Origin of the sequence: Halomonas chromatireducens, from assembly GCF_001545155.1 — a bacterium.
In the GTDB taxonomy this organism is placed as follows: domain Bacteria; phylum Pseudomonadota; class Gammaproteobacteria; order Pseudomonadales; family Halomonadaceae; genus Halomonas; species Halomonas chromatireducens.
Window position 1 is genome coordinate 1,078,101 of the sequence record NZ_CP014226.1, and the last position, 21,329, is coordinate 1,099,429.

Annotated in this window: 21 protein-coding genes; 10 read left to right on the forward strand and 11 right to left on the reverse strand. The window is 60.7% G+C overall.

The features are described 5' to 3' along the window. Positions 1 to 6 precede the first annotated feature (6 nt). From LOKO_RS05040 to LOKO_RS18595, 6 genes are all read left to right on the forward strand, one after another. Complete coding sequence (locus tag LOKO_RS05040; RefSeq protein ID WP_144439614.1) at positions 7 to 1,758, forward strand: hypothetical protein; 1,752 nt, start codon at positions 7 to 9, stop codon at positions 1,756 to 1,758. Between the two features lie 40 nt (positions 1,759 to 1,798). Continuing rightward, entirely contained in the window at positions 1,799 to 2,227 is a 429-nt protein-coding gene (locus LOKO_RS05045; protein WP_144439615.1) for a glycosyltransferase family 28 protein, read from the forward strand. A gap of 2 nt (positions 2,228 to 2,229) precedes the next feature. After that, positions 2,230 to 2,733: a glycosyltransferase gene (locus LOKO_RS05050; RefSeq protein ID WP_158509926.1), complete on the forward strand. Its 504-nt coding sequence runs from the start codon at positions 2,230 to 2,232 to the stop codon at positions 2,731 to 2,733. Positions 2,734 to 2,819: 86 nt separating this feature from the next. Then, complete coding sequence (locus LOKO_RS05055) at positions 2,820 to 4,133, forward strand: undecaprenyl-phosphate glucose phosphotransferase (protein WP_235588940.1); 1,314 nt, start codon at positions 2,820 to 2,822, stop codon at positions 4,131 to 4,133. Positions 4,134 to 4,205: 72 nt separating this feature from the next. Continuing rightward, on the forward strand, positions 4,206 to 5,471 hold the full coding sequence (locus tag LOKO_RS05060) for an O-antigen ligase family protein (RefSeq protein WP_235588941.1): 1,266 nt from the start codon (positions 4,206 to 4,208) through the stop codon (positions 5,469 to 5,471). Between the two features lie 6 nt (positions 5,472 to 5,477). Next, positions 5,478 to 6,542 carry a glycosyltransferase gene (locus LOKO_RS18595; RefSeq protein WP_083517437.1) on the forward strand — a complete coding sequence of 355 codons (1,065 nt, stop codon included), beginning with the start codon at positions 5,478 to 5,480 and terminating at the stop codon, positions 6,540 to 6,542. A gap of 54 nt (positions 6,543 to 6,596) precedes the next feature. Here the strand turns inward: LOKO_RS18595 and LOKO_RS05070 are convergent, their stop codons facing one another. Continuing rightward, entirely contained in the window at positions 6,597 to 6,995 is a 399-nt protein-coding gene (locus LOKO_RS05070) for a glycosyltransferase (RefSeq protein ID WP_083517438.1), read from the reverse strand. 79 nt (positions 6,996 to 7,074) lie between these two features. Here LOKO_RS05070 and LOKO_RS05075 point away from each other — a divergent pair, with 79 nt between their 5' ends. From LOKO_RS05075 to LOKO_RS05080, 3 genes are read left to right on the forward strand one after another with little or no spacing between them, the layout of a single operon-like run. Further along, entirely contained in the window at positions 7,075 to 7,485 is a 411-nt protein-coding gene (locus LOKO_RS05075; RefSeq protein WP_066445906.1) for an SRPBCC family protein, read from the forward strand. A gap of 46 nt (positions 7,486 to 7,531) precedes the next feature. Next, the gene (locus LOKO_RS19615; RefSeq protein ID WP_158509927.1) at positions 7,532 to 7,696 is read left to right on the forward strand and encodes a hypothetical protein; all 165 of its coding nucleotides are present in this window, start codon (positions 7,532 to 7,534) and stop codon (positions 7,694 to 7,696) included. Between the two features lie 58 nt (positions 7,697 to 7,754). Continuing rightward, on the forward strand, positions 7,755 to 8,429 hold the full coding sequence (locus tag LOKO_RS05080; RefSeq protein ID WP_066445914.1) for a TVP38/TMEM64 family protein: 675 nt from the start codon (positions 7,755 to 7,757) through the stop codon (positions 8,427 to 8,429). 17 nt (positions 8,430 to 8,446) lie between these two features. On the opposite strand, the gene LOKO_RS05085 is transcribed toward LOKO_RS05080, so the two are convergent. The 6 genes from LOKO_RS05085 to LOKO_RS05110 form a co-directional block, all read right to left on the reverse strand. Next, on the reverse strand, positions 8,447 to 10,006 hold the full coding sequence (locus tag LOKO_RS05085) for a sensor domain-containing diguanylate cyclase (RefSeq protein WP_083517439.1): 1,560 nt from the start codon (positions 10,004 to 10,006) through the stop codon (positions 8,447 to 8,449). Between the two features lie 139 nt (positions 10,007 to 10,145). Next, a complete protein-coding gene (locus LOKO_RS05090; protein WP_066445918.1) occupies positions 10,146 to 10,382 on the reverse strand; it encodes a DUF2789 domain-containing protein in 237 nt (78 codons plus the stop codon). A 104-nt stretch (positions 10,383 to 10,486) separates the two neighbouring features. Next, positions 10,487 to 11,539, reverse strand: a complete 1,053-nt coding sequence (locus LOKO_RS05095; protein ID WP_066445921.1) for an asparaginase — start codon at positions 11,537 to 11,539, stop codon at positions 10,487 to 10,489. A gap of 64 nt (positions 11,540 to 11,603) precedes the next feature. Continuing rightward, positions 11,604 to 12,824 carry an efflux RND transporter periplasmic adaptor subunit gene (locus LOKO_RS05100; protein WP_066445924.1) on the reverse strand — a complete coding sequence of 407 codons (1,221 nt, stop codon included), beginning with the start codon at positions 12,822 to 12,824 and terminating at the stop codon, positions 11,604 to 11,606. Positions 12,825 to 12,837: 13 nt separating this feature from the next. Further along, positions 12,838 to 15,207, reverse strand: a complete 2,370-nt coding sequence (locus LOKO_RS05105; RefSeq protein WP_066445929.1) for an ABC transporter permease — start codon at positions 15,205 to 15,207, stop codon at positions 12,838 to 12,840. 4 nt (positions 15,208 to 15,211) lie between these two features. After that, entirely contained in the window at positions 15,212 to 15,943 is a 732-nt protein-coding gene (locus LOKO_RS05110) for an ABC transporter ATP-binding protein (protein ID WP_066445930.1), read from the reverse strand. A gap of 138 nt (positions 15,944 to 16,081) precedes the next feature. Here LOKO_RS05110 and LOKO_RS05115 point away from each other — a divergent pair, with 138 nt between their 5' ends. Further along, the gene (locus LOKO_RS05115; RefSeq protein ID WP_066445931.1) at positions 16,082 to 16,969 is read left to right on the forward strand and encodes a DMT family transporter; all 888 of its coding nucleotides are present in this window, start codon (positions 16,082 to 16,084) and stop codon (positions 16,967 to 16,969) included. Positions 16,970 to 17,359: 390 nt separating this feature from the next. On the opposite strand, the gene LOKO_RS05120 is transcribed toward LOKO_RS05115, so the two are convergent. The 4 genes from LOKO_RS05120 to LOKO_RS05135 form a co-directional block, all read right to left on the reverse strand. Further along, complete coding sequence (locus LOKO_RS05120) at positions 17,360 to 18,574, reverse strand: MFS transporter (protein WP_066445933.1); 1,215 nt, start codon at positions 18,572 to 18,574, stop codon at positions 17,360 to 17,362. After that, positions 18,564 to 19,115: a hypothetical protein gene (locus LOKO_RS05125; RefSeq protein ID WP_066445935.1), complete on the reverse strand. Its 552-nt coding sequence runs from the start codon at positions 19,113 to 19,115 to the stop codon at positions 18,564 to 18,566. The genes LOKO_RS05120 and LOKO_RS05125 overlap by 11 nt, the downstream gene beginning before the upstream one ends. Positions 19,116 to 19,235: 120 nt before the next feature. Further along, positions 19,236 to 20,576, reverse strand: coding sequence for a DEAD/DEAH box helicase (locus tag LOKO_RS05130; protein ID WP_066445937.1), 1,341 nt, complete (start codon positions 20,574 to 20,576; stop codon positions 19,236 to 19,238). Between the two features lie 220 nt (positions 20,577 to 20,796). Then, entirely contained in the window at positions 20,797 to 21,282 is a 486-nt protein-coding gene (locus LOKO_RS05135; protein WP_066445939.1) for a helix-hairpin-helix domain-containing protein, read from the reverse strand. Between the last annotated feature and the right edge of the window lie 47 nt (positions 21,283 to 21,329).

Below are 21,329 nucleotides of genomic sequence, written 5' to 3' on the forward strand. Positions count from 1 at the left end.
GTGGTGATGTGGTTCTATAGGTTGTGCTGGCGCCAGTTCCATTGGTCTTCCTCGGTTCTAAAAAAGTTTATTTCTATAGTGCCGCTTCCGACTTTGGCGGTTATTTTACTTACTTTGCTGAGCCAAGGTGCGAAGCTATTAGCCTTTTTCTTGCCATTGAAGGTTATTATCTTGATTGGCTCGACCGGAATTCCGCGATATTTTCCTTCCTCATGGGCTGCCTATGAAAAAGAACCTCTGGTTCTGGCTCTGAGCGCTGCATCAATTTTCTTTTTTCTGATCCATTTTATATCAGAAAATATGGCTTCAAAAGTTTCTGAGGTTGGTTCAAGCCGTATCATAGCGCAGACGCGAAAACTACCAATTTTTACCAAGCAAAATGAACTTTCTTCTGAGGCCTATCACCGATTGTCCTCCAGTTTGGCAACCGTGGTTATGGCATTCTCCTTGCTGGTTGTTTTTGGCGCGATTTATCCGCGGTTCTTGATGGCCGTGGTCGGTTATTTTTTATTTATTACTTTGATCATTACTGTAGTTGTTATGACTTTTGATGGCGGAAAGGCTTTTATTGAAAATAAAAGCGAGGAATTTTCAGGCTTTATTTTTGGTGGGGGATTCCTCTTTGTCTTCTCGTTTATGGTTATGGATTTTTTGCTAGGCGATGGTCCGGGGTTCATGCAGGCTATTATTTGTTTGCTTCTATCCAGGCAATTGTTTAACAAAAGTCAGCGACTGGTCAAGGATGCATGCTGGTTGAATGAAAAAAAGCTGCAAATAAATGCGATTTTTTTCTCGCGTCATAAGTTTTTCAGAAGTGTTGAAGAAAGAGGTAATAAAAAACATCAGGATCTTCTTCGGCTGCCAGAGCGCCCCGATATTCTTCTTCATATGCTTAAAAAGTGTAGCCCCGACATTGTGGGCGATGAGTCCTCCGTGCTTTGCAGTTGGCAACAGAGCGGCATTAAAAATATTCATTTATTTTCTGTGAAATTGGCTTCCCAAGCTTCAATTTCGAGATCTTATTACCTGAAAATCTATGATAGTCGGCTAAAGAAGCAGGCGGCTCATGAGATGGAGTTGTTGACCTGCTGCTATGATAATAAGCTGCCCGCGCTTTCGCTCGCGGGAGAGTGTCAGTGGGAGGGGTATAGTGTTCATTTATTTCATGGTTCTGGTGCGGAGGCTGTCTCAAGGCAGGATTTTAACAGGCTGGCGTTAGATCGGGTGACTACTTACTGGTCGATCAGCCTTCCAAAAAAATTAATTTCGAGATATCGCAAGGCGCACCCTTTGCTTCCTCAGAGGCTTGACAGTTCAACTATAAAGTGGCTGTCTATAGTTTTCAATAATACAGAGCATGCAGAGAGTGTTGCACTCCTTGGCAGTCTTCTGGAGGAAATCAAGGAGTCCCTATCTTCGCTCCCCGTCGTATTGATCAATCCAGGCGTTTGCCCGGAAATGGTGTTTCTGAAAGCCGACGATAACTTTGAAGTCGGGCATTGGGGGCGGTGGCAGCTGGAACCAGTCGGTGCGGGGTTCGGCATAAGAAAAGGGTGGATTAAGGATTTGCGCTATGTATTCGATAGAGCATGTGAGCATAGAAGTGATTTTTATCCTTCAATGTTCCCTTTGGTCAGACTCAGTGCTTACTGCCATTTGTTCGAACAACAGTTCAATCAGCAGCGTTATGCAGATGCGGTTGCCTTGATACCCGAGATGATTGCCTGTTTGCCTTCTCAGCAGAGTCTATCAGCGTGACTTCGCTGTCCTACATTTTCCGAGACCTTTTGGTGTATCTGTGAGAGTCCTTCTGGTTGCGTCTTTCGGGGGGCACTGGGTGCAGCTGCAGCGCTTGGCCACGCTGCTGGAAGTGGAGGAGCAGGTGTTCGTCTCCACGGCCGGGAAGCAGAATGGTGGAGCGGCCTATTATCTCGATGATTTTAGTGTGCTTGAGCTCTGGCGGGGCGTGCGTCAACTGCCCAGGGCTTTCGGTATCGTGCGTCGTAGCCGGCCAGACCTGATCATCAGCACCGGCGCTGCGCCCGGATTGCTGGTACTCTTCGCCGGCTTCCTGCTGGGCAAAAAGACCCTGTGGGTGGACAGTATCGCCAATTGCCGTCGGTTGTCGCTCTCGGGGCGCGTGGCCAAGCTGTTTGCCAGCCAGGTGCTAACCCAGTGGCCGGAGCTGGCCACGGGGCGCGTGCGCTACCTGGGGAGGCTGCTATGAGGGTGCTGTTTGCTGCGGGTACCCAGTTTTCCTTTCCGCGGTTGGACGAGGCGGTGCTGAGCGTGGCTCGCCAGCGGCCAGCGTGGAAGCTGGTCTACCAGGCCGGGCCAGGGGCGTCGCTCCAGCGCTTCGCGTCGTTGGCAAACCTGGATGCGCAAGCATTATTCAGCGCTAGTGAGTTCATCTCAATATTCGATAATGCTGATTTGGTAGTGACGCACGCCGGAATGGGCAATATCATGGCGTGCCTGGAGCAGGGCAAGCCATTTCTGATGCTGCCGAGGCTTGCGCGGCTGGGGGAGCATCGCAATGACCATCAGGTGGATACCGCCGAGGCCATCTCGCGTATCTATGGCGTACCGTTTTTTCAAGACGTCGAACCGTTGGTCGAGGCCGTGCTTGATGGGCCGGCAGCCCTGGCTCCGCCCGCTGCGCCGGCCCAACGCATTCACGATGAGCGTCAGGCCTTTGGCAAGCAGCTAAAAGCACTGATTCAGCAACTGTAAGGATCGTCGTAGAACTGATGAGTAAAAGCACCTTCGGTTTTGCCGACCGATACCCTGCCCAGTTGATCGTTCCTTTCGTTGATTTCATGGCCATCGTGGGCGGTGGCCTGCTGGCCTATTGGCTTCGTTTCGGTAGCTTTGACTTGCATGAACGGTATTGGCTTGCCATTGCCATCATGTGTTTGCTTGTTATTCTGCTCAATACCGTTCAAGGCGGCTACGAGCGTTGGCGTATCAGCCGCATCTCGTCACTGCTTGGCAAACTTTGTCTGGTCTGGCTGACGGTGGCGATCATAGCTGCGTCGCTGATCTTTTTTGCCCATGCTGCCGAGCGGTTCTCACGGCTCTGGATCGGCTTCACCCTGGTTATCTCCTTTTTGGTCTCTGGCGGCAGCCGTGTGCTGGCACAGGTGCTGCTACGTAGTGCTCGGCGGCGCGGATGGTCGCAGCGTCCTGTCTTCTTGGTAGGGCCTGGCGAGCAGATCCTTCGCGTGGCCGCTGGCATGCGCAACTCGCCCGCCGAAGGGTATGCGCTGGCAGGTATCGAGCGCATGTCGGCGCCTCCCGAAGCTGGTTGTTTGAAACGGTTGGCGCGCCGCGTGGAAGAGTCGGGGGCGCGAGAAGTGTGGATCTGCGTCCCGCTCGAGATGGGAGGGGTAGTGCGTACGATTTTCTACGCGCTGCGCTACCATACCGCCGAGGTCCGCTTCGTTCCTGACTTCAAGGATATGCATTTGCTCAATCATCGCATGAGTCAAGTAGCAGGGCAGTTGTCCATTGATCTTAGCGTGACCCCCATTGATGGGGTGGCGCGCATCGTCAAACGCCTTGAGGACCTGGTTCTCGGCTCGTTTTTTTCGTTACTGGCATTGCCGATCTGCTTGATCATTGCGGTTGCCATCAAGGCCACGTCACCTGGACCGGTGCTGTTCAAGCAGTACCGTACTGGTGCCAACGGCAAATTGTTCAAGGTGTACAAGTTCCGCTCCATGGCGGTACACCAGGAAGTGGGGGGATGTGTCACCCAGGCCAGGAAGGGCGACCCACGGGTAACTCGGCTGGGGGCCTTATTGCGCCGCACCTCACTTGATGAGCTACCGCAGTTCTACAATGTGCTGCAAGGGCGCATGGCTATCGTGGGGCCTCGGCCGCATGCATTGGCCCACAACGAGCATTACAAGGACCTGGTGGAATCCTACATGAAGCGTCACAAGGTCAAGCCCGGGATCACCGGCTGGGCCCAGGTCAACGGCCTTCGGGGTGAAACGGACACCGTGGATAAGATGGAGCGCCGCGTTCAGTGCGACCTGTGGTACATCGACAACTGGTCGTTGTGGCTTGACCTGCGCATCATCGGACTGACGATAGTCAAGGGGTTCATCAACCCTAACGCCTACTGATGCTTCGGTGGCAGGGTGCTATAATCGGCCGGCTTTGATGCCGGCCTTTTTGATTCTGGAGTTCCATTTTCGATGTTTTCTTTTGATTATCAGCGTGTTGGGGCTCCCGTACTTATGCGGCACTACACCAGCCTGGCTGTATTTCTGCTGGGGGCCATTGCACTCATCGTGTCCAGTGGATATTCGCTGGGTGCAGTGATGCTGCTGCTGGGTAGCGTTTTCTTGCTGGTCAAGCGCCCAGACCTGAACCTGGATCGCAGTGACTGGCTGGTCATGGCAGCCCTGGTTGCCTACGCGAGTGTCGGCATGGCGGAGGCCTGGTGGGACGGGCAGGGCACGCGTGGTATCGACAAGCCGATTCGCTTTGTACTCGCCATACCGGCCATGCTGCTGATCATGGCCTACCCGCCCCGCCTTGCCTGGATGTGGAGCGGGATTGCCACGGGGGCCGTTGGCGCGGGGATATGGGCTGGCTGGCAGAAACTGGTGGAGGGGGCCTGGCGCGCCGAGGGACACACCCATGTGATTCAGTTTGGCAACCTGAGTATGTTGCTGGGGGTCTTGTGCCTTGCCGGGCTTGGCTGGGCCGTTGTGCAGCCACGGCGCAATCTATGGTTCGCAGTATTGTTGCTGGGCGCCTTGGGGGGAATCCTCGGTTCGCTTTTTTCGGGTAGTCGCGGTGGCTGGATCGGTTTTCCGATCGTGCTGTTGGTACTCTATCGCGGCTATGGAAGGCAGCTGCCGGGCAGGATCAAGGTGGCTGTTCTCGCCGCAGTGGTGGTGGGTGCCAGCTCGGTTTACGCATTACCACATACAGGCGTTCAATCTCGGGTGCATGAGGCGTTCAGTGATGTCGAGCGCTATATCAGCGGTGAGAGCCGCACGAGCTCCGTGGGTGCCCGTTTCGAGATGTGGAAAGGGGCTTACCATCTGATCCTTGAGAAGCCCGTCACCGGTTGGGGTCATCTTGGATACCGTGAGGGCATGGATCGGTTGGCGGAAGAGGATGTGATTCACCCGGGGGTCACGATCTACGGGCACGCCCATAATGAGTTCATCGATGCCTTTGCCAAGCGTGGTGTCATTGGCCTTGCGGTGCTGCTGGCCTTGTATTTGATCCCGATGAGGTTCTTTGCACGCCACATGACGGCGAGGAACCTTGAATTGCGATCTCTTGCGGTGGCCGGTGTGCTGCTGTCAGTTGCCTATATCGACTTCGGCCTGTCGCAGGTCTTCCTGGCCCACAATAGCGGGGTGATGATGTATGCGTTCTGGCTAGCGGTGCTGTATGGTACAACGAAATCGATTGTAAATAGGCTGGCTGCAACAAAGACGTAGTACATCATGACCCGTGTCCTTTTTATAACGGATCATCTCGGCGGCGGAGGGGCACCGATTTCCATCCTTGCCCTGGCTTCCACTCTTGCTGAGCGTGGTTGTTTGGTGACGATCGTCTCCCTGCAGGATAAGATCTGGCACGAGCCACCCGAGGGCGTTGACTTTCAAGTATTGAGCTTTACCTACCGTGGCTTTTGGCAGAAATTTCGGCGTTATCATCTTCATGCCCTTCGTTTGAATGACTGGTTTGCCAGTCAACCCGAGCCCTTCGACCTCGTCATTGCCAACATGCATTATAGCCATCAGGTGGTGATTCGTTCTTGCCTGGCTAACAGGGCGTGGCTCTGCATTCGCACCGATCCTGGTGCTGAAGTGGCAGGATCGCGACGGTCAGGAAGACTTGCACGGTTTCGACATCTTTATCATGGACGACGGGTGCTGTGTATTTCACAAGGTATACGGAACTCGTTGGCGGAACTTGACATCGTTCCTGCTGAAGCTCAGGTGGTGCATAACGTCATTGATGCAAGTGGTATACAGCAGGCTATGCAAGCCCCCGTTCCGTATGATGATTTTATCGTCTACGTCGGGCGCCTGGATAGGCGACACAAGCGTTATGACAGGCTCTTCCAGGCATATAAAGCGAGCGGTGTTTCCCAGCACCTGGTGGTGGTTGGCGATGGCGAGGTCGACGAAGCCAAGGTGCTTACCGTCGCACTCGGTATCGCGGAGCGGGTAATTTTCGTGGGTAAGCAGCTGAATCCCTACCCATACATCTATCATGCGCGGCTGCTCGTTCTCTCGTCGGATTGTGAAGGTTTTGGCCGGGTGATCGCTGAATCCCTGGTGTGCGGCACGCCCGTTGCCAGCACTGATTGCCCTTCAGGGCCAAGAGATATACTAAAGGGCGATCTTTCTAACTGTTTGGTGCCTCTCGATGATGGTGAGTCACTGGGGCGGCGCATAGCCGAGATGGTGAAAAACCCGCCGGCCATCCGGCCAGAGCATTATGCGGCTTTCATGCCCGAGGTTATTGCCGATCAATATTCATACTTGTTTGACGCAAACTAAGCGTGTCGGCTGGCTGATTAATGTGTCAGCAGTCTCTGCTTGTTTTTCTCTCGATCATAGTGCCTCGAACTTTGGAAGCACGTTTTCGGTCAGGAACTGCTGATAGTAGCGCTCATCCACTTCGACCGGAGAAGAGTCCATACGGGCAATCGCTTCCGCCAAGCCTTTCTCGTCGTCTTGATCAACGAGATAGTCGGCAAGCGAATCCGTGAGGATTTCCCTGGGACCGCTGGGGCAGTCCACACTTATTACCGGCGTATGGAGAAGCAGGGCTTCTATCAGCACGCGCGGGAGCCCTTCCGCATCGGAAGTCAAGATCAGGGCCTTCGCGTTCTGAATGAAAGGGTAGGGGTTCGTTCGGTAACCCAGCATGACGACTTTGTTGTCCAACCCGAGTTCTGTCACGAGTTGACGGATCTCGGCTTCGGTCTCTCCCTTGCCCAGCAGGAGCAGTGGTGTTGATAGTGGTCAGGAGGGTACCCTGCTAGTCGTAGGTGAATTTGCCGCGTCAACCGGAGCCCAGGAAGCCGCCATGGCCACCATTGAACACAGTGCAATACTCAGGGCCTCGCCGGAGCGCGTCTTTGCGCTTCTGGAGCGGGTCGAAGACTTCGTCGAGTACTCCGACATGATCCAGGCGATCGAACCGTTGGGCGGCGAGCGTTACCGCTGGCATGTTCGCGCGGTGGGTATGGACTGGTCCTTCGATGTGGAAATTACCGAGAAGCAACCGCCGAAGACGCTGGCCTGGGAATCGCTGGAAGGGGTGCGCAATCAGGGCTGCTATCGGCTCACGCCAGTGGCGGAAGGCACCCAGGTGGCACTTACCGTGACCTATGTCATTCGCAACCGGATGGTGGAGAAAGCGGTGACGCGTGCCGCCAGGCCGCTGGTCAACAAGGTCAGCCGTCAAATTCTCGAGCGCGTAGAGGCTAAGCTGTGATTCAATCGACTCGACGAGGCCACCGGCCTCATTCGAGGATGCATCGATGATCAAGGGGCTACTGTGGTGTTTGACCCTGCTGGTCCTCCAGCTGGGATTGCTGCGTTACGTGGACCTGCGTGTCGCGGCCATGCCGCGATTGGAAGACGCGCCGGAAGCCTCTCCCGGCAACGCGTCGTCACTCGGCCGGGAGGGTGGTCTCGACGCGTGACCCAGGCACCGTCGCATGGCACCATGTGCCCTTTCCAAAGGGCGAGCGAGACAAGCTAATGCAGCAAGACACCTCATTGCGCCGACGGTGGCGCCTGGTAGCCGTCGGTGCAAGCCTGCTCATGGCAGGTTATCTGTGGATATGGCACTCGCCCGATCTCATCGCCATCAAGCACTGGGCCGAAGAGGCGTCTCACCATCCGCTGACGATCATCAGCGTCATCGCGATCATGGCCATAACCCTGGCCTTTGGCTTGCCTGGCAGCATCGGGCTATGGCTGATCGCGCCTTTCTACCCGCCGCAAGTCGCCACTCCCATGCTGATCGTCGGTAGCGTCGGCGGTGCGCTGGGGGCCTATCATCTGGCAGCCAGGGTTGGTGATCGCTGGAATCCCAAGGGATTGACTCGCAAGATCATGCGGATGCTGGAGAAGCGCAGCGACTTCCTCACCCAGTGCGCCCTGCGTGTCCTGCCGGGTTTCCCCCACTCGGTAATCAACTTCGCCGCCGGGCTGCGTCGCCTGCCGCTGCGCACCTTCGTGGTCGCTGCCGTGGTGGGGCTCGGTATCAAGTGGGCGGTCTATGCCAGTGCCATTCACAGTACGCTGGAGGCCGTGGGGAAGGGGGAGAATGCCATCAGTGCAGATATCGTGCTGCCGCTGGTGGCATTGGCCCTGCTTCTACTGGCCGGGGCCTGGATGCGGCGCAGGGTGGAAGAGGGGCGGGGGGTGTAGTCCGATTGGTTGCCAGGTTAGTTGCGATCCGATTCTTCGTAATGCGCCACGCCGTCGCGCCCGTCATGCTTGACGCCATACATGGCCTTGTCCGCGGCATCGACCATGGCACTGACGGTATCGAAATCGGCATCTTCCAATGAGGCGATACCGATGGATGCGGTCACATGCAGGGGGTCGCCCGCGGTCTGGGCGAGGGGCTGGGAAGCCAGATAGTGGCGGATCCGGGCGCCCAATCGGCTGGCCTGGTCGCGGCGGGTGTTTGGCATGATCACCAGGAACTCTTCACCGCCATAGCGGCCGGCGATATCATCTTCCCGTACCATATTCTCCAGTGCGGCGGCGAAGCGAATCAGCACTTCGTCACCGAAGCGGTGGCCATAGAGGTCATTGATGCGCTTGAAATGGTCCAGGTCGATGAACATGACCGACAGCGGTCGATTTCCTATCTGCGCATTGTCGAAGTGCTGCACCAGCAGCTTTTCCAGCCATGGGCGGTTGGCCAGCCGGGTCAGGTGATCCATGCGGTGCTGTTCGTCGAGCGCATCATGGCGGGCCAGCAAGGATTCAAGCTCATGGCGCTGTTCGGCTAGACGCTGGTTGAGCAGCAGGTTCTGTTCGAAGAGCAGTTCCTTGGCTTCGGCCAGGAGTGTCGTGCTGTTGATGTCGGGGGGACAGGTGATTTCGAATAGCTTGGCCAGGGTAGGCAGGCGTTGTTGTAGGTCCTCCAGCACGGATACCAGCATGGCGATATCCAGCGACTCGAGCATTGCCAGTTGATGCAGCAGGTCACTGAAGGCCGCTGCCGGTGCATGGGCTAGCCAGCCATCGGCGATGCGACAGGAAAGGCGCAGGCAGAGACGCTTCGGATTTCCATCTTCCAGGGGGCCATGACTCTCCGCGATACTTTCGGCCATGGCGGCGGGTACGCCCCAGCTGAGGGCAAGCCAGGCGCCCACCAGCGAGTGATCGCAGCCATAGAGCCGATGTTCGGTCTCGCGCAGCTTGTCGTGATTACGCAGGCTGGGCACCTGCTGGGAGTAGCGTTCAGCGTCGACGGCTTCGAATGCCAGTATACCGATGTCCTGGATCAGCGCCGTGGTAAACAGCTGGCCAGCCTCTTCAGGACAGAGCTGCTCGGCAAGCTGTTGGGCGGCCAGAGCGGCGATGATCGAGCGTTGCCACAGATAGTCGTATTCCAGGATATCACTCGCGCCGGGCCGTGGAAGGCCGAAGCTCATTGCCGCGGCCAGAGTGGCATCCAGGCCGAGGCGCGAGACGGCGTCGTGACAGGTAACGACTCGATTGCCGCTGCGAGAGAAGTAGGCGCTATTGGCCATGGACAGCAGGCGCAGAGTTAGTGCAGGGTCCTGCTGGATTGCCGTGGCAAAGTCGTCAAGCCGGGGCTCCGGTGCGCGGGCCAGACCGATGACTCGTGCAGCCGCCGCAGGCAGGCTCGGCAGCGTGCGACAGTCGCCCAGGCGCAGGCGTAACGTATCGGGGAGCGGAGAGAGCTCAGGAGTTGTCAGGCCAATAGCTCCATCGGAATCAGCGGTCGACATCCTATCGCTTGGCATGGTAACTCCTGATTTAAACAGTTGTTTGTTGTTTTCGCTAAGTTACCATAATCGAATGATCAATCAATTTACTTTTTGCGCAGCGACGTGATCTGCATACTTTTTGCGCAATACCATGTCTGCAGCCCCATTCTTCCAGCTATGTCTTCCGCAACGATGCGTCCAGGTGGTCGACCACCTCGGCCCAATCGGCGTCCTCCTCCAGCGCATCAAAAATGAAGGCGGACTGGGATTCGCTCCAGAAGGGGGCTTCGTGCAGTTGCATGGTCTCCGGGAGGGGGGCGTGATGCTCGATGAAGCTCCTGATGGAGGCTTCGTCGGCAGGCAAGCCCAGCTGCTCGAAGAGCTCGGTAAAGTGATGAACAGGTTTTTCCATGGTATGTCACCCCTAAAGTAAGCGTAGAGTACCAAAACAGTCGTCGGATTGTGCCCCGCTCGGGCGGTACACTTCAACGCTGGGAGGCTGATATTGGCGTTTAATCAACGCTCGCCAACCAGTGATGTAAGAAAACGACGTCTGCGCTCGCTCTCGCCGATGGGCTGGGCCAGCAGGTGGACCAGCTTGGTATAGGCGGCTTCCGGTGTCATGCCGTCCCCCGAGAGTATACCAGCCTCGGCCAGCCCCTGGCCGGCGGCGTATTGGCCGATGGCAACGCTGCCTTGGGAACACTGGCTGATTGCTGCCAATAGCTTGCCTTCACCAGTGGCCTTGGCCAGCACCCCCAGCAGCGACGGGTCCTCCGGCGCATTACCACCGCCCCAGACCTCCAGCAGCGCCCCTTGTACCCGGTTGTCCTCCAGCCAGGCCGCTAACTGCCAGGCCTGGATGCCGGGCCACAGGGCGATGCGAGCCACACCGCCGGCCGCCAGCGGGGCATAGTCGGGAAGCTCGAAACGGGGAGCACCACGCTGCTGTGCTTCCAATCCACGGGTTGGGTAGAGCACCGTATCATTGCCGACGCGCTCCCCGAGCAGAGGATAGTTGGGGCTGGCAAAGGCATCGGCGGCTTCGCTATGCAGCTTGCATGCACAGACTCCGCGAAACAGCTTGTCGGCGAAGGCCACGGCGACCTCCTGCAGGCGCGGCTCGGTGGCGAAGCGAAGTGCCAGCTCCACGTTGGCCAGGGCATCGCTGTCTGGCGCCTCGAGAGGGAGCATCGCCCCGGTCACGATTACAGGGCGGTCCAGCCCCTGGAGCTGATAGGCAAGACTGGCCGCAGTCCATGCCAAGGTGTCGGTGCCGTGGAGCACCACCACGCCGGCGTAGTCCGGCAAGTCCTTGGCAATGGTATGGGCGAGGCGCTGCCAGTCGATGGCAGTGGCAGCGCTGGAATCGATGGGCTTCTCTGTTTCCTTGACCACGAATGCCGGCAGGCGCGCCTGCCGCGTCGGGGGCAGGGTGGCAAGGGCACTGTGTAGCCGAGCGTTCATATTACCGCCGACGGCCAGGCCACGGGGGGAGGCTACCATGCCCATGGTGCCGCCAACGTAGAGAACCAGTACGGGGCGATCGACGGAGAAGGGCGCGGTCATGTCGGCTCCTGGCAGTCACGGTGGCGAAGTGGAAGCCGCATGATAGCGCTATTGCAACACGGTCTCACTCCCCGGTGCTGACTCGCACGCCATCGGCGACCTGTTCACCGGGGTGATTGATGACCGACTCACCTTCCGCTAGCCCCGCCAGTACTTGCGTGATCATTCCCTGGCGGCGGCCGATCTCAAGGTGTCGACGCACAGCACGCCCCTCCTCGATGACAAAGACGGCCCATTCCCCCTGGTGCCGGAACAGTGCGCCAGTGGGAATCTGCAGGACATCATCGTCATGCCAGATCAGGAACTCGGCATCGATACGGAACCCCTTTCCCAGGCCCAGGGCGGCTGGATCGACACTATCGCTGAACGCGACGATAACCGGCACGCGCTGCTCGTCCACCCCAAGTGCCGAGATACGGGTAAAGCCCGCCGGCTCGACGCGCCTGACCTCTCCCTGCAAGGGATCTCCCCCCCATCCACTTAGGCGAACCGGCATGTCTGGACGCAGGCGCACCGCGTCCATGGAGAGCAGGTCCACCTGCACTTCAAGATCAGCTGGCCTCCCCAGCTCGAGAATCGGTTCTCCCGCTGCCACGCTGCCTTCACAGCATCGGTGGAGTGTCAGGACCTGGCCCGTAACGGGAGCACGTATCGCCAGTTCGGCGGTATCGTTGGCCCCGCCACGCTGGCCGCTGGCAATGTCGAGCATGGCCCGTGCCGCCTCGACTTCGAAGCGTGCCACTTCGACGTGGGAGGCGGCAGAGTTCTCCAGGGCCCGCTGACGGTCGCGCTGGTTCTGGCGGTGCTCCAGCTCGGCGGTGGAAACCAGGTTGCGCTCGTGAAGCTGGCGGTAGCGCTGATACTCCGCCTCGGCGAAGCGGCGGTCGGCACGAGCGGTTTCCAGGTTGGCCTGGGCCGCCTGCCATCTGGCCTGTGCCGCCTGCAGATTGTCTTCGGCCTGCTGGCGCGAGCGGGCATCCAGTGCCGGCGCCGGACTTGGCTCCAGGCGAAACAGAATATCGCCTTCCGTCACCATGTCGCCGACCTCCAGGTTGACGCGCTGCAGGTAGCCGACGATGGGTGCCGAGACATTCCAGGTATCCCGCAGCCGGGTGCGGCCCTCTTCGGTCACCGTTTCGCTGAACGATCCGCGCTGTACCGAGGCGCTGCTGACGCTGATCGGGGCGGGCCACAGCGCCCAGGTCAGAGCAGCGATGACGGCAAGGACCAGGGCGGTGAACACCAGGCGCTTGATGATTCGTGGCGCGTTCTTGTTGGTCGTCATTGTCTTTCCTTGTCTACTCCACGGCTTTCAGGGCAGTGACCATGTCCAGGCGCCCCAGGCGCCGCATCACCAGTACTGCAACCACCGCCGAGGCGGCAATCACGCCGGTGGCGGCGAAGCCGAATGCATGAGGGGTCAGAACCATGGGTACCCGGAACAGGTCGTTGGTGAAGGCCTGGTTGAGCAGCGCACTGAAGCCGGTGCCGAATAGCCAGCCCAACGGTATCGCCAGTGCCGTGATCAGGGCGATCTCGCCGAGCAGTATCCGCGCGACCTCGGATCGGCTGTAGCCCAGAACCCGAAGCGTGGCGAGCTCTCTTGCCCGTTCGGCGAAGGCGATGCGAGCATTGTTGTAGACCACGCCGAAGGCGATGGACGCGGCCAGGGCCACGAAGACCAGGGCGATCATGAGGATGGTCTCGTCCATATAGTCCCGAATGCCTCGTTCGGCCACCGCCAGCTGGCCGATTCCGGCCACGGCAGGCATGCGATTCAGCGCCTCGTTCAGCGCATCTTGTCGGTCGCCGTCGACCAGCAGCCAGGCACCGCTGATGGCCGGTCCCTCACCGAGCAGCGCATTGAGGGTATCCCGTTGCAGGTAGGCGCCGACGCCGATGGGTTCGTCCACCAGCGCCGTCAGCGTCAGCTGGAGATGCTGGCGCCTGCCCTCCATCACCGCCACCTGTAGCGTGTCGCCCACCTCTGCCTGGAGGTGGTCGGCCAGAAAGCGGGTCAGCATCACGCCTTGGGCGGGGAGCCGTTGGGAGCGTTCCTGGTCGTCCAGCACCTGACGCAGGCTGGGCTGTTCGTCCATTCCCAGCAGGCTGGTGCGGTACTCCCGGTGTCCATGACTGAGGGTCACGGGAACCCGGCGCCAGCCTTCCACGGCAAGAACGCCGGGCAGATGACGCAGCTCGCCCAATGCTCGGGCGGGTGTCACCTCGCCGAAGGTCAGCTCGATGTCCATGCGCATCACCTGGCGGTATTGCAGGTCGAGCATCTTCTCTACGGCGCTGAGCTGGTACGCTCCCATCATCAGCAGGCCTGCTGACAGGGCGATGCCGGTCACCGAGAGTGCCGCCTTGGTGGGGTGGCGCAGCAGGTGGCGCAGTATGATTCGCGACTCGTTGCCCAGCGCCCGGCCCAGCGGCGAGCGCTCCAGCCAGGTGCGGCGAAACCGCTGCGGGGCCGGGGGGCGCATGGCCTCCGCCGGCGGCTCCCGGACGGCCCGCCACACGGCGTGCCAGGTGCCGGTCAGGGCTGCCAGCCCGGCAACGGCCAGCGCCAGGGCCATGGACCAGGGAGGCACACGGAAATGCATTTCGGGGAAGCGGAAATAGTCGCTGTAGATGCCGGCCAGCCCACGTGCCGACCAGGCCCCCAGCAGTACCCCCGCGGCCCAGCCGAGCAGCACGATGGCAGCGGCAAGCCAGCCATAGTGCCGGGCCAGTTCGCCGTTGCGATAGCCGAAGGCCTTGAGCATGGCCAGGGGTTCGCGCTGGGTCTGGATGATACGACCCATCACCACATTGAGCAGGAAGGCTGAAACGGCGAGAAAGATAGTGGGCAGTATCGTCGCCTGAGCGCGCTGCTGAGCCAGCTCCTCCTCGAGGAAACGATGCGACTGCTGGTCATGGCGGGTCTGGGTGCCGGTTCCGCCGTAGCGGGCCAGGATAAGGTCGAGTTCGTCGATCAGGGTGTCGGCGTCGGCGCCGGCCTGCAGCGTAACCAGCAGCTGGTTGAAGGCGCCCTCCATGCCGAAGGCGCTTGCCAGGGCGCGCTGGTTCATCCAGAGCGTGGCATAGCGATGATAATCCGGCAGCATGTCGGTGGGGGCGGCCTGGTAGATGACCTCCGGGCTGCGTGCGATGCCGCTCAACAGCAGGCGTGTCTCGCGGCCGTCGATGATCGCTTCGAGGGTGTCGCCGGGGACAAGCCCATGCGCCTCGGCAAAGGCGTCACTGACCACGGCCTGGTCGCTGCGTCCCACCTCCGGTAGGCTGCCGGCGAGTAGATGCAGACGGTTGAGGTTGGGTTGGCGGCCATCGGGCAGCGAGAGCATCACGCCGCGCACCGGGTCGTCGAATCCGGTCACGGCCAGGCGCACCGGGGCACGTACCCGGGGCTCCATGCGGCTCACGCCGTCCAGGGTCTCGAGTCGCTCCACCAGGCCCAGCGGTGCTCGCTTGAGGTCGGCAAAGAGGTCGGCGTAGTGATGGCTGGCGTAGAAGCGGTCGCGGGAGCTTGTCAGGGCTTCCAGAACGGTCAACGACATCACCAATGTCATCACGCCGCTGGCGATGACCACAGCAATGGCAAGCGCCTGGCCCTTGAGCCGAAGCAGGTCGCGTAGCAGCTTCCAGTGGAGGGTGGTGAACTTCATGCTATTACCAGCGAAGCTCGCCCGGCGGCCTGCGTCCGGCATTGGTGTGTATGTCGCCCACCTGGCCGTCGCGTAGGCGTATCACCCTGTCGGCCATCTCACCGATTACCTCATTGTGGGTGATGATGGCCAGGGTAGTGCCGGTGGTGCGATTGATCTCCTCTAGAACTTCCAGCACGCGAATCCCGGTGCGAAAGTCGAGCGCGCCAGTGGGCTCGTCGCAGAGCAGCACTTCCGGACGCTTTGCAATCGCCCTGGCGATGGCGACGCGCTGCTGCTCGCCGCCGGAGAGCTGGGAGGGAAAGTGGTCCAGCCGTGCCTCCAGCCCTACCATGGCGAGTGCCTCTTCCGGTGTCATGGGATCGCGGCTGATGTCGGTGACGATGGCCACGTTCTCGCGGGCCGTCAGGCTCGATATCAAGTTATAGAATTGGAACACGAAGCCGACATGATGGCGGCGGTACTCGGTAAGTGTCCGTTGACTGGCATGGGCCAGGTCGTGGGGTTGCCTGTTGCGGTCGATATAGCTAAGGCTGCCTTCGCTCGGGCTGTCCAGGCCACCCATGATATTGAGCAGGGTCGATTTGCCCGAACCGGAAGCACCCAGCATTACCACTAGCTCCCCGGCATGGAGCTCGAGATCGACGCCGCGCAGCGCCTGGATGGTCACGTCGCCCATGCGGTAGAAGCGCTTGAGTCCGTGGGTCTGGAAGACCGGCTGTGGCTGGTCGTGCATCGCTTGCCTGTTGTGTTCGGGGGCTATGGGCATTATGCATGGTGCGTGCAGGGCAGGGTATGAGAATAGAGACCGGAAAACGGTAAGCCGCATCGCTTTTGATAAGGATCAAGGAATGTCAGAAGGGAGAGTGAGGGAATGAAACGGCCCTTGTCGCACTGGGTGCTCCTGGTGACGCTGGCCGTACTCTGGGGCAGCTCTTTCGCGCTGACCCGTATTGCCGTGGCGGAGCTGACGCCGGCCATGGTGGTGGCAGGGCGCAACATGGTGGCAGCCCTGGGGCTATTGATGCTGGTGGTGATGCTGGGTCGAGCCTGGCCGCGTGGGCGCCGTGTCTGGGCCTTCATGCTGGCCATCGCGGTGATCGGTAACATGGCCCCCTTCCTGCTGATCAGCTGGGGGCAGCAGCGTATCGATAGTGGGCTGGCCGGTATTCTGATGGCGGTGATGCCCCTGGTGACACTGGTGCTGGCACACTTCCTGGTCGCCGGTGAAACGCTGACCCGCCAGCGCCTGCTCGGGTTCACCATCGGCTTTGTCGGTATCCTGGCACTGATCGGCCCTGCTGCAATCCGCGAGCTTGGCGGGCACGGCGAGACCCTCATGGCACAGCTGGCGGTGCTGCTGGCGGCCTGTTGCTATGCCGTCAACGCTATCGTGTCTCGCCACAAGCCGGCCAGCGACGCCTGGTCGACCTCGGCGCTGGTGCTGGGCATGGCCTGGCTTTTGACGCTGCCGCTGGCAGTGTCCCCCTACCTGGGCGAAATGCCGCCCGCGCTCTCGCTGTCAGCGGGGGCGCTCTGGGCGGTGCTGATCCTGGGCATCATCTGCACGGCGATGGGCAGCGTGGTCTTCTTTACGCTGGTGGCCGCGGCGGGGCCGACCTTCCTCTCGCTGATCAACTACTTGATCCCGCTGTGGGCCGTGGTCATCGGCATCCTCTTCCTGGGCGAGCGGCCGGAGTGGAATCACCTGCTTGCGCTGATACTGATCCTGGTAGGAGTGGCCATTTCCCAGCGCCGGTAGTCAGGCCGTGGCCGCCGCCAAGGCGCCTGGCGGCGCCAGTCGCGATGCGAAGTCGGAGCGCCGAACCGAGCGCTCCTGCAGCGTTTTTTTCCACCGAACGGTGCCTCGCCGCTGTTGGACTATCTTCAGATCACGACTGGAGGCCGCAGGCCTCCCGGCAGTGTTGCCGATGTGAGCGATAACTGCTGCCGTTGCAGCCTCCGCCAAGGCGCCTGTCGGCGCCAGTCGCGATGGGGACCAGCGCTCCAACAGTGACTCTTTCCACCGACGGTGCCACGCCGTTGTTGGACTATCTTCAGATCACGACTGGAGGCCGAAGGCCTCCCCGGCGGTGTTGACGATGTTGGCCATCACCACAAGCGGTGGCGGCTTCCGCCAAGGCGCGAAAGATTAACGTGTCACCAGTTGACCAGATTCATCCACGTCCAGGCGGCGGTTGCGCCCGGCCAGCAGGGCGAAGATGGCGGATACGGCCACGATCAGCAGCAGGGCGGTGGTGACGATGGTCAGGCTGACGTCGAACTGCAGCAGAACGCCGACCGCCAGTGGCCCCATGGCGGCCAGGGTGTACCTGCCGCCTTGGGCCAGGCCGGAGAGCTTGCCGGCCAGCCGCGCGTTGGCGGAGCGCAGCACGATCAGCGTCAATGCCAGGCTGAAACAGCCGCCCTGGCCTAGGCCAAGAAGCACGACACCGGCCCAGCGCCAGCTCGTGGGACCGAGCAGCAGCAGCCAGAGGCCGGCGCCGACACAGCCCAGCACCAGCATCAGGGCGGGGCGCTGGTCACGGCTGAAGCGCGCCAGCCATGGCGCCCCCAGGGCTGAGATGAGCTGCACCATGACCGAGGCGCCCATCATCCAGCCCGCTTCTGACTCCCCGTAGCCACGGGCCTGCAGCAGGGTGGGTAGCCAGCCAAAGACGATGTACGCCAGCGATGACTGGGTGCCCATGTAGAGCATGACCTGCCAGGCGAGCGGCTGTGAGAGAAGCTGGCGCAGGGAGCCCCCGCCTCCGGGCAGCGGTGTGCCCGTTGGGGTACGCGGCATGAGCGTGATCCAGGCCAGCATGGCCGTCACGCCCAGCAGCGACCAGCTGATCAGGCTTAGCCGCCAGCTACCCAGCAGGTCGGCCAGTGGGATGCTCAACCCGGCACCGAGCGCACCCCCCAGGCACAGGGCCATGGTATAGACACCGGTCATCAGGTCGGCGCCGACGGGAATCTCGCGCTTGACCAGGGCCGGTAGCAGTGTGCCGGCCACGCCGATGGCGGCCCCCACCAGCAGGGTGCCGGCGAACAGCATCGGTGTGGCGGGGAAGCCGCGTAGCAACAGGCCAGCGATGAGGGCGGCGAGCGCCAGTGTCAGGGTGTTCTCGGGTCCGAGCCGCTTGGCGAGCCAGGGGGCCAGGGGGGCGAAGATGCCCAGGCAGAGGACGGGCAGGGTGGTGAGCGCGCCGATGGCCAGAGGAGAGAGGCCGGTGTCCAGCTGCAGCCTGACCAGCAGGGGGGCGAGAGATGAGAGTGCCGGCCTGAGATTGAGTCCTACCAGGACCATCAGGATCAGGAAAAGAAGTATACGGTAGGTGTGACGCCTGGTATCAGTTGTCATCGCCTCGCCATCCCCGGCCCTTGGGTGGCTTCCTTGAGTCGTACGATCCATCGATATGCTTCCCGTCGCGGGGTGCAATCAATGGATGCTCGTTGGATGGGGAGCCGAAGGTCACCACGCTGGGATCCAGGCTGGCCTTGACCTGGCGACGAATGTCAGAAATATCCTCGCAGCTCACCAGCAGCTCCCGGTCGTCCTGTCGTTGACGCTGTGTGATCAAGGGGCCCTCGAAGGTCCAGCAGCGCTGGGGTACCTGTGAGACAAGCCAGGTGCGCCCCTGCCAGTGTGCCTGGGCCTGGACATCAAGCTCCAGCGCATCCAGGGGTACCAGGGCGGCAAAGAGGCGAGAGTTGAGGACAAGTCCGCCGCTAGCCATGTTGACCGCGCCCTGGAAACGCCGCTCATGTAGCTCCATGAGAACCACGCTGCGTTTTTTTTGCGGCTCGACAATGGCCTGCCCGCAAAGGTGAAGCAGGCCGTCGTCGATCTGCTTGATGACCCAGACCGGAATGGGCTGCTTGCCGGTCAGCCACTTCAGCATTGGTCGGGCAATTCCGCAGCGGCACGCCGATACGCGCTCATCCCTGTTTCCTCATCTATCGGCACAGTAGATTGGGCTGCCTACATTGGCACAGTTTGCAGCAGTCTACCATGTGCTGGATCAGGCTTGGCGAGCGCCCTGACCACGGCTGCGACGCCGGCGTGGTGCCCGGTTGTCGTCACCGCTTCGGTTGCCTTCACTGCCACGCGACGCGGCACCGCGGTTGCCGTTGGTGCTGCCGCGATTGCCGTTGCCACGCTGCCCCTGTCCACCGGAGCGGCCACTGCGTCCGCCGCGTCCATTCTCGATTGGCTCGGGCTTGGCATTGGGGTCGGGCTCGAAGCCGGGCTCGATATGCTTGGCCAGGTCGCGCTTGATCAACCGCTCGATGCCCTTGAGCAGACCATGCTCGTCGACACAGACCAGTGAAACGGCCTGGCCGTCGCTGCCGGCTCGGCCGGTGCGGCCAATACGGTGAACGTAGTCTTCAGCAACGTTGGGCAGTTCGAAATTGACCACGTGGGGCAGTTCGTTGATATCGAGGCCGCGAGCCGCGATGTCGGTTGCCACCAATACCTGCAGGTCGCCGGTCTTGAAGGCGGCCAGGGCCTTGGTACGCGCCGACTGGCTCTTGTTGCCGTGAATCGCCATGGCAGGGATGTCCTGCTTGGAGAGCTGCTCGGCCAGTCGGTTGGCGCCATGCTTGGTGCGGGTGAACACCAGCACCTGGTTCCAGCTGTGACGGGTGATCAGGTGGGCCAGCAGCTCGCGCTTCTTCTCCCTGTCGACGCGATAGATCGACTGGTCGACGGTTTCGGCGGTGGTGTTGCGACGCGCGACCTCGATCATGGCCGGGTTATCGAGCAGCTTGCCGGCAAGTGCCTGGATCTCGTTGGAGAAGGTGGCCGAGAACAGCAGGTTCTGGCGCTTCTCGGGCAGCACGCGCAGGATCTTCTTGATGTCGTGGATGAAGCCCATATCCAGCATGCGATCGGCTTCGTCCAGCACCAGGATCTCGACGTGGGAGAGGTCCACGTGCTTCTGCTGGTGCAGGTCGAGCAGACGGCCGGGCGTGGCGATCAGGACGTCCAGGCCGGGGCGGATGGCATCCACCTGGGGCTGCTGACCTACGCCGCCGAAGATCACATGGCTCTTCATGGTGAGGTGGCGACCGTAGTCGGCCACGCTTTCGCCCACCTGGGCAGCCAGCTCACGGGTCGGCGTCAGGATCAGGGCGCGAATCTGGCGTTTGCCGGGTCGCGGCCCTTCCGCCAGGCGTTGCAGCATCGGCAGGGTGAAGCCGGCCGTCTTGCCGGTGCCGGTCTGGGCGCTGGCCAGCAGGTCGCCACCATTGAGGACGGCAGGTATCGCCTGGCGCTGAATGGGGGTCGGAATGGTATAGCCCTGTGCCTCGACGGCACGGAGCAGTTCGGCACGCAGGCCGAGTTCGGAAAAGGTCATGCGGTCTCCGCAGATACGCCTCCGCCATGCCATGTGCGTCTTGCACATGACCAGTCCCGGGCCAAGGCGTGAAAAATTCGGTTCAGGGCGCGGCAGGAGGGACTACAGGTTGCCGCGAAGGCGTATTATGCCACAGCGTTGGCGGTAGCGCAGCTTGTTCCGATGCCACTGCGTTGTTTTCTCGACAGATGGTATCCGGCACTGCCTTCCAGGCCCAAGATTATGTGAGCTTCTGCTTGAGCCGTGCCCGAGTGGCGGCATTGAGGCTCTTGATGTTGTCGAGCGCTTCCGGCTTGAGTGCCTTCAACTGTTCCAGGTCGCAGATCCCATGAGCGAATAGCACCCTGGCACTGACGGGGCCGATCCCGTCGACTAGGGTAAGCCGCTGGGCGAAGCGATCGATGAAGGCCTGCTGTGCCTGCTGGTCCAGGTGATCACAGGCGCCGCGACCATAGAGCTCGCCGGCCAGCCGGTTCATGCTTCGCTCGAGGCGCTCCAGCATCGGCAGCTCGATGTCCGGATGTTGCCGCAGGCGCTCCCGCAGCTCCGTCAATGCCTGACTGGCCGTCTGCAGCGATGGTATCGCCGTTGCCGGTTCGGCATCCATTGCTGCGAGCAGGCTCAACTCGAACTCGCGCGCCTGCGCCTGCAGCGACAGCGCATCGTCCCGTGAAAGGGTGGTTTCCTGTTGCACCATATCGTTCATGACACTGTCCCTGTTCGAACCTGTGGTTGTCGTACGCTAGTAGCGTA